Annotated in this window: 16 protein-coding genes; 11 read left to right on the top strand and 5 right to left on the bottom strand. The window is 45.7% G+C overall.

Annotated features, from left to right (window positions below):
* Window positions 1–113: 113 nt before the first annotated feature.
* Complete coding sequence (locus MKY66_RS18325; RefSeq protein WP_076210005.1) at window positions 114–815, bottom strand: Crp/Fnr family transcriptional regulator; 702 nt, start codon at window positions 813–815, stop codon at window positions 114–116.
* A 70-nt stretch (window positions 816–885) separates the two neighbouring features.
* On the opposite strand from MKY66_RS18325, the gene MKY66_RS18320 reads away from it, so the two are divergent.
* Window positions 886–1614: a YwiC-like family protein gene (locus MKY66_RS18320; protein WP_256704177.1), complete on the top strand. Its 729-nt coding sequence runs from the start codon at window positions 886–888 to the stop codon at window positions 1612–1614.
* Window positions 1615–1752: 138 nt separating this feature from the next.
* Window positions 1753–2478, top strand: coding sequence for a hypothetical protein (locus tag MKY66_RS18315; RefSeq protein WP_076210006.1), 726 nt, complete (start codon window positions 1753–1755; stop codon window positions 2476–2478).
* 133 nt (window positions 2479–2611) lie between these two features.
* Here MKY66_RS18315 and MKY66_RS18310 read toward each other — a convergent pair whose 3' ends face one another.
* The 3 genes from MKY66_RS18310 to MKY66_RS18300 form a co-directional block, all read right to left on the bottom strand.
* Entirely contained in the window at window positions 2612–3037 is a 426-nt protein-coding gene (locus MKY66_RS18310) for a YlbF family regulator (RefSeq protein ID WP_076210007.1), read from the bottom strand.
* 146 nt (window positions 3038–3183) lie between these two features.
* Window positions 3184–3870, bottom strand: coding sequence for a Crp/Fnr family transcriptional regulator (locus tag MKY66_RS18305; RefSeq protein ID WP_076210008.1), 687 nt, complete (start codon window positions 3868–3870; stop codon window positions 3184–3186).
* A gap of 56 nt (window positions 3871–3926) precedes the next feature.
* Complete coding sequence (locus tag MKY66_RS18300; protein ID WP_076210009.1) at window positions 3927–4922, bottom strand: multicopper oxidase domain-containing protein; 996 nt, start codon at window positions 4920–4922, stop codon at window positions 3927–3929.
* A gap of 280 nt (window positions 4923–5202) precedes the next feature.
* Between MKY66_RS18300 and MKY66_RS18295 the strand changes: the two genes are divergently transcribed.
* The 7 genes from MKY66_RS18295 to MKY66_RS18265 are packed head-to-tail and all read left to right on the top strand — an operon-like array spanning window position 5203 to window position 10251.
* Entirely contained in the window at window positions 5203–5811 is a 609-nt protein-coding gene (locus MKY66_RS18295; RefSeq protein ID WP_076210010.1) for a hypothetical protein, read from the top strand.
* A 45-nt stretch (window positions 5812–5856) separates the two neighbouring features.
* Window positions 5857–6513 (top strand): hypothetical protein, encoded by a 657-nt coding sequence (locus MKY66_RS18290; protein ID WP_076210011.1) that lies wholly within the window; start codon window positions 5857–5859, stop codon window positions 6511–6513.
* Entirely contained in the window at window positions 6510–7067 is a 558-nt protein-coding gene (locus MKY66_RS18285; RefSeq protein WP_076210012.1) for a hypothetical protein, read from the top strand. The genes MKY66_RS18290 and MKY66_RS18285 overlap by 4 nt, the downstream gene beginning before the upstream one ends.
* Window positions 7068–7112: 45 nt before the next feature.
* Window positions 7113–7847: an SMI1/KNR4 family protein gene (locus MKY66_RS18280; protein ID WP_076210013.1), complete on the top strand. Its 735-nt coding sequence runs from the start codon at window positions 7113–7115 to the stop codon at window positions 7845–7847.
* A gap of 21 nt (window positions 7848–7868) precedes the next feature.
* Window positions 7869–9170 carry a hypothetical protein gene (locus MKY66_RS18275; protein WP_076210014.1) on the top strand — a complete coding sequence of 434 codons (1302 nt, stop codon included), beginning with the start codon at window positions 7869–7871 and terminating at the stop codon, window positions 9168–9170.
* A 31-nt stretch (window positions 9171–9201) separates the two neighbouring features.
* The gene (locus MKY66_RS18270; protein ID WP_076210015.1) at window positions 9202–9624 is read left to right on the top strand and encodes a hypothetical protein; all 423 of its coding nucleotides are present in this window, start codon (window positions 9202–9204) and stop codon (window positions 9622–9624) included.
* A gap of 21 nt (window positions 9625–9645) precedes the next feature.
* A complete protein-coding gene (locus tag MKY66_RS18265) occupies window positions 9646–10251 on the top strand; it encodes an SMI1/KNR4 family protein (RefSeq protein WP_256704179.1) in 606 nt (201 codons plus the stop codon).
* 97 nt (window positions 10252–10348) lie between these two features.
* On the opposite strand, the gene MKY66_RS18260 is transcribed toward MKY66_RS18265, so the two are convergent.
* Window positions 10349–10672 carry a hypothetical protein gene (locus MKY66_RS18260; protein WP_076210016.1) on the bottom strand — a complete coding sequence of 108 codons (324 nt, stop codon included), beginning with the start codon at window positions 10670–10672 and terminating at the stop codon, window positions 10349–10351.
* A gap of 94 nt (window positions 10673–10766) precedes the next feature.
* On the opposite strand from MKY66_RS18260, the gene MKY66_RS18255 reads away from it, so the two are divergent.
* Together MKY66_RS18255 and MKY66_RS18250 are read left to right on the top strand one after the other, a co-directional pair.
* The gene (locus MKY66_RS18255; protein WP_339805542.1) at window positions 10767–11840 is read left to right on the top strand and encodes a leucine-rich repeat domain-containing protein; all 1074 of its coding nucleotides are present in this window, start codon (window positions 10767–10769) and stop codon (window positions 11838–11840) included.
* A gap of 149 nt (window positions 11841–11989) precedes the next feature.
* On the top strand, window positions 11990–12775 hold the full coding sequence (locus MKY66_RS18250; RefSeq protein ID WP_076210018.1) for a cupin domain-containing protein: 786 nt from the start codon (window positions 11990–11992) through the stop codon (window positions 12773–12775).
* Window positions 12776–13008: the final 233 nt, after the last annotated feature.

Below are 13008 nucleotides of genomic sequence, written 5' to 3'. Positions count from 1 at the left end.
CGGTAATTGTGCATACAGCAAGAGACCTTAACATCAATTGCAGGCGTTAAGGTCTCTTTTTGCACACAGAGATTGGTGTAAGAACTTGGAATAACCCCAGTAGAGCTGGGCGGTCAGGCATCCCTTTGTTGCTTCAATGCTTGTAAATCAAGAATGATAATTCGGCTGCGATCCACTTCGATCAAATGCTCTTTTGTAAGCTGATTCAGAAGCCGATTCGCTGTTTCCCTTGTTGTACCAATGGAATTGGCAAACTCCTGGTGTGTCATGGGCAGGTTGATGATAATTTGGTCTCCATGCGTCTGTCCGTGTTGTTCTGCGAGCATGAGAAGGAAGGAAAGCACGCGGTTGCGCACGTCCTGACCAGAGAGTACCTGCAATTTATCCTGTAATTCTCGTATTTTGTCTCCGAGTACACGCATGATTTTGATCGCAATCGATGGAGTGCTCAGCATTAAACGTTCGAACAGTCTGACGGGTATGGCCAGTAATTCGGTAGGTGTAATCGCTTCAGCGGTAGCCGGATAGGGGTGTGCGTTAAAAAAGCCGGTGTGCGGGAACATATCTCCTGTTTTGAGAAAAGAGACAATCTGTTCATGTCCGTTCTCATCCGTTTTATATGCTTTTACGATGCCGGTACGAATGAAAAAAACAGCTTCTTTTTCGCTACCTTCGCTAAAAATGACCGTTTTCTTATGAATGCTTCTGGAAATGGCGATATCTTCGACCTGCATTAATTCTTCTGGACTAAGGTCCTGAAAGATGGGGAACTGTTGTAGAAACTCCGCTGCTGAATCTTTGTTTACCCTGCTCATGAGAATCTTTCCTCTCTGTGTTCATATTTCTAACTTCGATATCATTCAATCCTAGGAGGTTAACTGTGAGGTGAAAACCAATACGCATTCAATCGTTATCCCTCATGAACATGGCGGCTGGGCCATGGTTAGTGTGCCTTTTCTGGTAGGTGTGATTGCAAGTGGTCCGCACTGGCTGCATGCGCCCTTATTTGTAGCTTGGCTTGGATTATATCTAACCGCGTATCCCTTACTACAGTCTTTGAAAAAGAATGCCAATCGACATCGTCTCTACAAGTGGGCGGCAATCTACGGTACAGTGGCTCTAATCTGTCTGATCCCACCCGTTCTGGGTCAGATCTCACTATTATTCTTTGGCCCGGTACTGGCTGGCTTGTTGCTGGTGAACATCTGGCATGTGAGACACAAAGTAGAACGCTCGCTTACCAATGACCTGTGTGCCATGCTGGTATTCTCTCTAGGGGGAGCAGCTGCTTATCTCATAGGAGGCGGGCACTGGGACTATGGAATGGCAATCGTCGTTTTGTTTTCTTTCTTACATTTTACAGGAAGTACGTTCTTTGTGAAATCAGTCTTTCGAGAGCGAACGAATAAGCGATGGCTGATGCTAACTCGCATGGTACATATCCTTCTAATTATCATACCGATGGTGATCGGATATCCATGGATGTCTTTGGCGTATATCTATTCCGCTGTACGCACCTTCATATATGCAGGCAGAACACTGCGTCCTATGAAGGTCGGTATCATTGAAATTATTGGAGCCGTACAGTTCCTGATCTGGTCTGTTCTGTTGTAAACCGCATCATTTCATCATAGCGTGATTTTTGAACACAGCAGGTGATATAGGTCACAACGTCACAGGATTGTTTTTGATTCGTCGGCAAGGGTTAATGGAATGATAGAAGATTATTGAACAAGAGAGGGGTCGACCCGGATGTGGACTGCATTCATGTGGGGCGGCATCTCTGCCTCAGCGGTTGTCATTGGTGCACTCGCAGCCCTGTTTCTAAAGATTCCTAAACGAGTCATCGGATGGATCATGGCTTTTGGGACAGGTACATTAATCGGGGCAGCTACCTTTGAACTACTCGGAGATGCGCTGAATGATGGGGGGATTATCCCTACAGCCATTGGTTTTACGGCAGGTGCCGTCGTGTATACCTTGTTTGACCTGCTCATCTCGGCAAAGGGTGGGGCAGGGCGTAAACGCTCGGGAAGGTCAGGAGACTCGAATCAAAGCGGCTTGGGGATCTTTGCAGGCACAGTAATGGACGCTATCCCGGAATCCATCATGCTTGGAGCCAGCTTGCTGGCTGGTAACGGTGTCAGTGTGGTGCTGGTGGTATCCATTTTTGTCAGCAACATCCCTGAAGGTCTGTCGAGTACGGTTGGATTGCAGGGTAGCAAGTACAGTCGTGCGAAAATTATGTTGATGTGGTTAAGTGTATTGCTGATCTCCGCGTTTGCAGCTCTGGGTGGATATCTGTTTCTCGAGCAGCTTCCTGAGGAGATGGGTGCAGCAATTGGTGCATTTGCAGGTGGTGGAATCATTGCGATGATCTGCTCGACGATGATGCCAGAAGCCTTTGAGGAAGGCGGCCCTGTCGTGGGTTTGATTGCATCCATGGGATTGCTCGTATCACTGTTGTTGGATCTGTAGATGACAGAATACGTTTCCGATCGCTGTCCACTACATAGTCGTGTAAATATTAGTTAAATCTATATAAAAAGAGTATCCGAACAGAGTGGTTTCTGATCGGATACTCTTTTTATTATTCAGACAAAAGATAATCTTAGTGGTTGCTGGAACAACTTCCTCCACACCCGCAAGCCTCTTTACCCAGTTCATTCGCTTCGGGTAGACGGTTCATTTCCACGGATTTCGTGAAATAGTGACTGATCTGCTGATGCAGCTGGCTGAACTCGCGCTGTGCATAGATGAACCGTCGAATGAGGGGATGATCATAAAGAGCGCGTTCTTCCTCTTCATATACCTGAATTTCAGAGGCAAGCAACTCAATATTTTGCCGTTCTTTCTCCTCCAGTGCCTGATGTTTCTCCATAAAACGCTCATACTGGGCTGTGGCCTGTTCATCTGCTGCAAACTGATCAATCATGTCCCGCATCTCTTTGTATCCTTCATCTTGTAACAGTAGTGAACATAACTCCTGCATTTTGTGCATAATGATCTGTTTGTCCAATTTAACAACCGTATTCATCGCAAAACCCTCCTGTAGATCTTTTCTTAACTGTATACGCTAACGTAAGCCCGCACTGTGACGATACTCACATCTGATGTGAAATATAATACTTGTCCAAATACGCTGTTATTCTGTCATCTCAGTGTTATTGTCAAATCTTTAGTTCAGTGAGTAACCTTTTCCCTAAGCTGCTCCAGTTGAAGAATAAGGATGCAGTTTCCTGTAACCTGAAGTAGCCCCTGAGTTTGCATCATGGTAAGTTTGCGACTTAGTGTTTCAGGTGTAATCCCGAGTAACAGAGCCATATCTTTTTTGAAAACAGGCAAGCGGATCTCATGCCTTGCATGATTTCGGGTATGGAAATACAAAAGCAGCTTGGCAATCTTCTGTTCCGTTGTCATCGCACTGAGCGAACTGTTCCATTCATCTGTTTCACGCAGAAGATTGGAAATGGCAAGCAGGAAATGGTAAGCAAGCTTCGGATCATGTTCAAGTAACTGGTCAAAGTCATGCTTGCTGATAGAGCAGATGGCTGAAGGCTCCAGAACTTCGGCGTTCGCGGCATGTGGTTTTTGGTGTAACAGGGAATCTTGTCCGAAGAAATCACCGGGAAACAGAAACCGAATAATATGTTCCTTGCCATTTCCATTGTATTTGGATAACTTCACACATCCCTGGTGGACCACGTAAAGCGTATCTGAGCGTTCGCCCTCCTGAACGACAACTTCGCCTTTGTTATATTTGCGGGTATGCAGAAGGGAGATCAGCAAGGCAGCTTCGGATGGATCAAGATGCTGGAACAGAGATACTTTGGAGAAACAGGCATCCTTCGCTTCGTGTGTACAGATCATCGTTTAATCACCTCGAATGGTTCAGGATAGGTATAGCCATTATCTATTGTTATGTCTCAGTGAGACATCGTGGGTCCACCATGATCCGTACCATCCTTGGTCACACGCAGAACAGCGGCAGCGCCTTTGGCTACATGGTTGAACTGATGGGTTACAATCGCATAATCACCTTCTTCGGTCACGGTGAACTCTACGACAGCTCCACCACTTGCGGGAAGCATAACCGTCTGTATTCCATACTGGATGTTGCGTGGATTCCCATCGGTATACACACGGTCCATAATGGTACCCACAACGTGGAAGGATGAGACTTCATTGGGTCCGGCATTACTGACATAGATTCGCACCGTATCTCCTACTTTGGCTAACAGGGGATGTTTTACTAATCCATAGTCATTACCGTTAAATACGACATAATCCGGTTCCCCGTTCAAAAAAGCTTCATAATCATGCTCTTTGTACCATTCACTCTGAACAAGGGTATACTCACGATCAACCAAGTCATCGGAAGGATATCCAGCCTTGGGTTCAACAATAATCATGCCGTACATCCCGTTTGCGATATGGGCAAGAACCGGTTTGGTTCCACAGTGATACATGAATACACCTGGTGAGGAGGTTGAGTAGGTGAACGTGCCTTCCTCGCCTGGCATCACATCAATAAATTTGCTGCTTGGAGCAGCATGTACAGCGTGAAAATCCATGGAGTGAGGCAGGCTGGAATCTTTATTTTTTAACGTGAACACCAATGTATCTCCCTCGGTCACTCGTAGGACGGGTCCGGGAACGGTACCATTAAATGTCCAAGCGTTGTAGATCACTCCTTCGGAGATTTCGACATCTGTAACCTGAGCCGTCATTTCAATATATACCGTAGTACCTTCTCTGCGAATGATCGGGTCCACCGGGGGTTGACTGACCGCAGAGGAGGAGGAGGAGACTTCATCGTGGTGAACAGGTTTAACCGTATCAGTTGAACTACAGTGAGAGAGCGTTGCTGTGAATATAGCGAATACGAGTGACCATTTATATACATTCAGTAAGGAGAACATAGTTGCACAACCTTTACTCAAGTGATGTTTTTCACAATCTAAAAAACAGGTTTTCTTTCATTTCAGTAGTTATTTAGTTATAGATTACGTTATTGAGGTGGGGACGGGTGTGATGAGGCACACACTTGGGTATGTCGTATTAGAGGCATTTCCAACAATCTGTCTTCCATTCTTGTGCTGTGGAACGGAGTTTCATATAATTTTAGAGAGATGGATTGGTAAATGTTGAGTATTCTAACGCAATGTGTGTCATAGTTTCAGGGAGAAGGGTGGATACAGGATGAAACGTTTCGAAGATGAAGGTGCGTATAAGTACAGTTTTTATTCGGTTCTTCGACGGGGAGAGCGGATTGATGTGAAATGTCCCAAATGCGGTGGGCACGCTTCGATTGAACAACGGAATGATCAACTGGGATGGAAGTGTTTCGAATGTTACGCTCAAGCTTTTGAAGAACCAGTATATCAATATAAAGCCAAGGGGAATTGTGCTGTATGTGAACGCTGGTTCAACGTGGAAGTCACAGACGAGAAAAAGACGTCTCACCGATCAACGCATGTAGAATGTCCGCATTGTGGTTCTGTGAATCAGGTTGAATTACACGCCACGCCGACATACCAAAGGTGTTTTTCCGAGATTTGTGCAGGGAAAGATCCTGTGTTCGAGCTGGAATTATACTTCCTGGATGAGTTCAGAGGAAAAATAATATGGGCTGTGAATCGGGAACATCTGAATTATCTCATCGCTTATGTCTCCGCAGATCTGCGTGTGAAATACGGAAATATGCCTATACGAACGGCTTCACATAGTATTCCGGCTTATATCAAAGATGCGAAGAACAGGGATGTGGTTGTTCGTACACTGTCGAAGCTTCAGCACAAGACTGGATGAGAATGGAATTGAAGATGAAGCGTTAAAGCCGCAAGGAGAGAAGATATGAAACTACGAGTTAAACTTACTATTTTTGCAGTCATTCTGGGTATGTTGATGATTCCGGCTTATTTTATTTTACAGACATTTGGTGTATTTCAAAAAGAGACAGTATTATCTGACTATGCTCTCGCCGTTGATGTTAATGGGAAGTCCTATGAAGCCTGGCCACTGATTAACAGTTTTGCAGCGATGGACAAAGAGGAAGATAACCGTCAGTTTTATTACCGGATCGACATGAGTCATCTCCAATACCTGTTTAATCTGGCCTATCAGGAATATGATGTGAAGCCCGGCGGGGACAATCCGTATCTGGCTGGTACTTTAAACTATCAACGAACAGATCACAACTATGTGCAGACCGAGAGGCAGTATGAGAACGCCAACGATTTTACAACGGTTTTGAATCTGTATGATCAGGATGGGCAGGTGATCTACACCTACAATAACACCGGCAAGGGAGATAAACAGCTGGTGGAATCCATTATTCATCAGGGAATGAGCCGTTCTACGAATGGTGGCGGCGGTGAAGCTGTTCGCGATCCTTATATTAATATTACGGCGTTATTTCGCGACAAGTTAAATATCGATGTGAAACTGACGGTGGATGAGGATCACAAAGTGGTTACCATTCGAATGAACAAATCGGAGGCGAGACGATGAATGAGTATGGTGTACAACACGGACCTGTTTATCTGGAAGGATTAATTAGGAAAGAAGAGGACATAAAGTCCGATGAAGTGGAATGGAAAGGCAAACTTCAAACGAGTGATGGTCATGATAAATTCCATATTTTTTATTATGGTGACTTGACCGAAGATGATCTGATTACCTGGCATGATTCGACACCGCTTCTTGTATATGCGGAGCATACGGTCACGGGTGAGCGCTATCTGCTCATTGATACCGCCAAGCACGGATATGATGCCATGTTATGTGAGACCTATTCGGAAGAAGCACTACATGACAGACCCCTTCGTCCTTACCTGGATGTTGAAGGAGAGGACATCTTTAAAGTTGAGTTGACGGCCTACTACAATGTGCCTTGGGATGACGAGTTTGGCGAAGATGTAGATGAAAATGGTGCATATGAACTGATCACGGGAGAACTCATGCATTTTGATCAGGTCAAGCGTGATGGATATGATGCCTTTGCCATTCGCATTCTGAATCGTAAAGGAGTATGGACTGAAATTGTACAGGAAGAATTGGCTTAGATCCTGTAAACGAATGAACCAAACTGAGATGGGAGATGTCGAAAAATGTATATTGTATCCCGTGTACTTAAGCCGGTTCCAACAGAGGAACTGGATCACTTTGAACAACAGCACGGCATCTCGCTACCTTTATCATACCGCACCTGGATTGAGCAATACGGGGAAGGTACATACACGGGTTGGATGAATGTGCAGAGACCTGACTCGGAAGTGTTGAAGCCTTTTGTGGAATATGATTTTTGGATACATACGGATGATTCGCCTATAAGTCAGCATCAACTTGAACAGTGCATCTCCATCGGCAGTTCTGTAGATGGAGATTTCCTTGCTGTTCATCCGGAAGTTGAGGGGCTGCTGTGGCTACCACGTCATGATGAGAATATCACCTTATGGACATGCTCGGAGACTGAATTTGGTGAAACGTTGGACCGGATCTATTGTGGGTATTATCATCAGGATAAACCGATAACGCCACTATACTTTGAACCGTGGAATGAGCTGCGGAAACATACGTTTTACCATTTTTCAGGGACAGAACAGGGAAGCTCCATGAAGGAACTCGCCGATACATGCAAAACAGAATTTAATTGGGATGCTGTGTTGGAGAATGAGTACATGTGCAAGATGTTCATGGTGTCGATGGGAGGATATTTACGATTTAACTATGCAGCTGGGAGAGAAGTTGCCCTGTTCTATGAAGAAAAGAATGGTGCGGAGGAGGCGACGGATAACGAAATCAGTATGTTCTTGCAGGCACATCATTGTACGGCATATGAATAGGGGCAGAGTGGAGGGACACCTATGAGTTGGTTAAAGGAAGACATTGCGGAACAATGGCGCAATGAAGGCAAGCGTTATGCAAGGGATGTCAATGCATTTGTCCGGAGAAGTATGCAGGGAGAGCAACCGGATGAATCCGAGTTGGAGGTAGACTCCAGAAGCGGAATGAGTACTGAAGTATTCCAGATGGTTAGACAGGCCAATCTCCACGGTGACCTGGAGGTGCTCCGACGTGAGCTGCCAGCAGCGACGTGGCCACTGAATGAGGCGTTTCAGGCTTCCATGCAAGCGGTCAAAGTTGTAGGTTATCTGAACGAGGAAACAATTGTATGTAATACGGGAATTTTCACGGAGAATAGTCAGATATATACGATGGATCAGCACGGATGGCAGTTGATCTCTCCATATACTTTTGCAGGTTGCTCATCGGATGGACTTGACTTTGCGCTTGCAGGACCAGATGGGATACGTATCATTCGTCAGCCAGATCGCAAGTTGGAAGGACAGGAGATAGCGACATATCGATGGGAAGATATTCAAGCCCGGATACAGTCGGCATTACCTCGGATTGAATCACTTGCGGACTGTGAGCATCCCGAACGGACACTTGAAGGACTTATACCTATGGATGAAGGCAGAGCACTACTTATACATTCAAGATACGGGATATATCTTGTCACACAAGCCCAGGTGACCTTGCTTCATCCCGATCTGGCAGAGATCGAAGAGTATGAGCTAGAGGATACACAGATAGATATGGGGCATGCAGCGGTATCTCGGGATGGTCGATGGATTGCATATGGTAGCCAAGGGAGCAATCATATGGTGATGGACCGCCAGCTGAACAAGACATACTCTCTCTATCCAGAATCGAGCTACCCTCATTATGCAGCATTCACCAGTGATAACCAGACCGTCTTGTTTAACGCATGTCATTTCTATAACGGGGTCACGATACAAGTCCCGCTGGAATCAATTGCAGGCAACGAAACGAAGGAAGATTGGCCAGTGATGGATGAGAATGCACGTGTGTATGCAGCAGTGGAAATAGAGTCAGGCATGGTACTTGGAGATGCATATGGTTACCTGTATTGTGTGAATGGCGAGGGTAAGGAAGTATGGCGCCATTTTGTGGGTAGTACGATCTATTCTCTCGCCGTATCACCAGAGCGATCCAAACTTGCAGTTGGCACATATGGTGGCATGCTGCATCTGCTTGATCTTTGTTCCAAAGAAATGGACGAGTACGGGATCGGTACAGGCACTCTTCGTGAGTTGGAGCGGTATGTGTTGTGGCGTGGAGAAGAACCTCTGCGCTGGTGAGGCAGCATTTTACCTAGTTAGGGGTGAAGGAATGGAACGTGAAGAGGCTGTAACGTTATTAAAATGTCACTCCTTTTCCTATGATGATCTGAGTCATCCTAAGATGGAGAACGGTTTTATTGGCAGTCTGCGGCCCTTTCGTGGACAATTAATTGAGGAGAATTTTCATGAGTTGATGGAGATATTGCGGGTTTTGGCACCCGAACTTGCACGGCCTTCACTGGATCGGGAAGTCATGGCATGTCTATGGGGAATTACTCACATGGCACGTGCTTGGGCCGTTGAACCTGAGGGTATGCTTCGCAGCAACAACCTCATTTCGGACGAACAGGTGGCATTGATGGAACAATGGCTTAATTTGTTATCTTACGCAGTCATGATTCTGATTGAAGGCGGCGGAGAGGAAGAAGCGTTTTGGGAATATCATCAATATCTACAAGAAGTGAAGAACTGAGTTAGGGGAGGTGTGGTGAGATTGGACCCGAATGTATCATTAAACGTGTTAATGGACGAGTTGAATCACTTGTTAGATGAGAGAATACAGGATCAAGAGATTCGGCAATTGTTTGAAGAATATCAACATCGGGAAGGTGCATCCGAGGAAAGTCTGGATCTATTCGAAAAGGAGTATGGCATCCGGCTGCCTGGCGATTTTCGTGCCTTTTACCAAAGGAAAGACGGCAGTGGCTACGGGTTGCATGTGCTGTACCCGGGTGATGCCGAGACGGGCCGATGTACGCCATTTTATCTGATGTCATTGGAAGAGATTCGAGAGACCAAACAATACTTCTGTGAAGTAGATGAGAAGTTGGAAGAGTATTATTCTGCGGAGGAGATCAGCCAGTTGGACCCGGAGATCAAGCCATACCTGTTCCACAAACAATGGATTCCTTTTGCAACAATCGCGGGAGGTTCACTGTATCTGATGCTCGATTTTGATCCAACGGCGGAAGGGACGTATGGGCAGATTATTATGTATGTACACGATCCGGACTTTGTTTATTTCCTAACGCCTACTTTCACTGATCTGCTCGTTATGTCGAACCGTAATTTGAAGATGATGGATGAGATCACGTATTAAAAGTCCTGCACGATTAGACAATTCCTTCAATAATAAAGAAGCTGCCGAAGCAACTCCTTTATCTGATATGAACCAGTACTTTGAATAAGTCTAATGATTACCACTGAAAGAAACGATGTCCGTGAAATCCTCCGCCTGGAGGTCCACCGTGCCCACCAGGTCCACCGCCGTGAGGTCCGCCGGGATAGCCACCTCCAGGGAAAGGACCATGGTGCCCACCTGGGTAACCACCGCCGGGATAACCGCCTCCTGGATATCCACCATGCCACCAAGGACCACCGATCGGATACGGTAGTGGAACAGGAACGATGGGCGGGTATGGATAGGGATAAGGGTAAGGATACGGTGGGGGTGACGGATAATAAGGGTAAGGATAACCCGCAGATTGCGGGGATGAAACTGAACCAGGGCCGTATGCCATGTAATAAGCCTCCAATGACTGGATTGATGATATCAGCCTATGCCACAGTGGTTTCAGATGATACAGCAGATTGAAGATTAATGAATAATGAATAATGAGTAATGAGGGGGAACCTATGGTAGCCGTAGCTTTTCACACTGATCCAAGAGGAACTGCCTATGAACTGTTGATTGACGAATTGATCGAGAAGGCAGATCGTTTTGTGCTGGTAGACAGACAAAGGTACGAAGAGAATGAGATACCGGAAGTAGTTCGTGTGTTAGAGAGATTGCAGCCCTATCTTGTGGAACGTGCTACGATGGAAGAGATGATGCTGAAAAGCGGAGCCTATTATTCCGAAGGCACCTATTATACATATCGCTGTACGCCGGAATCGGGTCAAGTGCTCAAAGAAGAAGCCAATCGTTTTCATGATTGGTGTTACCCGTCATTGCCGGACGATCTTTGCTTTATGACAGAAGACGGAAATGATTATTTTTTCTCGGTTGCCCATGAGCATATGTATGGCATGAGGATTACATACAAAGAAGCGAGTGAACTTATGGAGCGGATTCCAGGGTTGTTCTTTGAATTGGACCGTCATAAGGAAATTGATCATCTTCTGGACGATGCGATCAGGCATCAGACCGATAAGCTGGATATCAGCTTACATGGTTTAAGTGAGCTTCCCGAACGAATTCGGGAGTTGAAGCACTTGAAGGAGTTGACGATTTTTGAGCAGAATCTGTACTCACTCCCTGCAAGTCTGTTTGAACTTACTTCATTGGAAAGATTGGTCATTACAACGCTGGATCTGGAGTGTATTCCGGCAGAAATCGGGAAATTGAAGCAACTTCAAGAATTAAGAATTTATTGTGGCAGCCCTTTTGAATCTGCACCTGGTTGGAGGCCCAAACCACAAACTGAGTTGGGATTAAATTGTATTCCGCCTGAGATTGGTGAATTAAGTGAGCTGAAGTATCTGGAGATAGTATATTCCGGGATACGTGAACTTCCTCCCGAGTTGGAAAGACTGAAGAATTTGCGTGCTTTACTGGTGACGAATGCACTAATTGAGGGAACTCCGGATGTTGTCACAAGAATGCACTGGCTGGAGTATGTAGACTTAATGAATATTCCATTTGGAACCCATTGGGAAGAAGTCTGGGAAATGAAAAAGAACATGTAACAAATAGAGCCCTGCTCGGGATGTCCGAGTCAGGGATATTTGTTATGCGATGAGAACTTGGCGGAAATGGGCTCACGTATCTGGGCGCTGGGCATAAGCTGGCATATAGGTTATGACCTAAACCGAGAGCGAAGGGCAGGCGTTTTATTTTGGCAACCTCATACATGGATTACACTTTACCAACCACCGAATTTACTTACGATTTGAGCAATAACCCGTTATTCAAGAAGGATGAGAACAACTATATTAACGCTCTTTCCATCAAGCAGTTAAACACACTGGGCAATGCTTCTTTACTGGATATTTTCCTCAACACGGGCAATGTGGTTGAACCACATACGCATCAGAATGCAACGGAGTTGGTATACTGCATCAGCGGTGCGGCCGTCGTGTCCCTCATTAATCCGTTCACCAATGAATTGCTTCATTTCCCGATTACTCCAGGGCAGGTGGCTAATGTACCTCAAGGTTGGTGGCACTATGAAATGGCTACTGTAGATCATACGCACTTACTGGCGATCTTCGATGCACCTGTGCCTGAAGCGATATTTGGCTCAGACATCTTGCGTCTTACCCCTGCGAATGTTCTGGCTCATACGTACTGTCTGGACGAGACAAAAATTCAAGAAGCGCTCGCCCCCATCCAAAAAACAGTGATTATTGGCCCGCCGGCAGATTGCCAGGCTTCAACTGCCCCTGCCTCTAACAGTGCTCCAAATGTGAATCATCAGCCTTACGTAATGCCGAATGTACAACCCAATGTACAGCCAAACATGCAACCAAACACACAACCCAACATGCAGCCAAATATGCAACCTTACGTGAACCGTCTTCCGTACTGGGGCACTTGGGTTGATCCACGTATCATTCATGAGCCGGGCTGTCCGTACTATAGAGAGCTTCCTGTGAATACGAATAATCAAGAGGAAAGATAATGTTTATGAGGCAAGGTTTATCTAATACACATAGGTACTTCAATTAAATTAGGTATAGCAAAAGAAGCGTCCGCAAAGGAACGCTTCTTTCTTTGATTAAAGGTGTCTTCAAACCTGCTGAAAGCAGATGCATACCTGAACGTGTTTAGAGCGAAGTATGAAGCGCTAACGAATCGAAGGCATCTTAATCAAGGATTTGAAGCGTGCCTAGAAATCTAAAGAATCTGAGACAC

It is taken from the genome of Paenibacillus sp. FSL R5-0766 (assembly GCF_037971845.1).
In the GTDB taxonomy this organism is placed as follows: Bacteria; Bacillota; Bacilli; order Paenibacillales; family Paenibacillaceae; genus Paenibacillus.
The sequence above is the reverse complement of the archived record's forward strand: the minus strand, read 5'-3'. Positions and strand labels throughout refer to the sequence as shown.

What these genes read in the sequence shown, in the direction of transcription:
- MKY66_RS18325 (WP_076210005.1), bottom strand. Translation starts at nt 815, where the DNA reads ATGAGCAGGGTAAACAAAGATTCAGCAGCGGAGTTTCTACAACAGTTC.
- MKY66_RS18315 (WP_076210006.1), top strand. Translation starts at nt 1,753, where the DNA reads ATGTGGACTGCATTCATGTGGGGCGGCATCTCTGCCTCAGCGGTTGTC.
- MKY66_RS18310 (WP_076210007.1), bottom strand. Translation starts at nt 3,037, where the DNA reads ATGAATACGGTTGTTAAATTGGACAAACAGATCATTATGCACAAAATG.
- MKY66_RS18305 (WP_076210008.1), bottom strand. Translation starts at nt 3,870, where the DNA reads ATGATCTGTACACACGAAGCGAAGGATGCCTGTTTCTCCAAAGTATCT.
- MKY66_RS18300 (WP_076210009.1), bottom strand. Translation starts at nt 4,922, where the DNA reads ATGTTCTCCTTACTGAATGTATATAAATGGTCACTCGTATTCGCTATA.
- MKY66_RS18295 (WP_076210010.1), top strand. Translation starts at nt 5,203, where the DNA reads ATGAAACGTTTCGAAGATGAAGGTGCGTATAAGTACAGTTTTTATTCG.
- MKY66_RS18290 (WP_076210011.1), top strand. Translation starts at nt 5,857, where the DNA reads ATGAAACTACGAGTTAAACTTACTATTTTTGCAGTCATTCTGGGTATG.
- MKY66_RS18285 (WP_076210012.1), top strand. Translation starts at nt 6,510, where the DNA reads ATGAATGAGTATGGTGTACAACACGGACCTGTTTATCTGGAAGGATTA.
- MKY66_RS18280 (WP_076210013.1), top strand. Translation starts at nt 7,113, where the DNA reads ATGTATATTGTATCCCGTGTACTTAAGCCGGTTCCAACAGAGGAACTG.
- MKY66_RS18275 (WP_076210014.1), top strand. Translation starts at nt 7,869, where the DNA reads ATGAGTTGGTTAAAGGAAGACATTGCGGAACAATGGCGCAATGAAGGC.
- MKY66_RS18270 (WP_076210015.1), top strand. Translation starts at nt 9,202, where the DNA reads ATGGAACGTGAAGAGGCTGTAACGTTATTAAAATGTCACTCCTTTTCC.
- MKY66_RS18260 (WP_076210016.1), bottom strand. Translation starts at nt 10,672, where the DNA reads ATGGCATACGGCCCTGGTTCAGTTTCATCCCCGCAATCTGCGGGTTAT.
- MKY66_RS18255 (WP_339805542.1), top strand. Translation starts at nt 10,767, where the DNA reads ATGAGTAATGAGGGGGAACCTATGGTAGCCGTAGCTTTTCACACTGAT.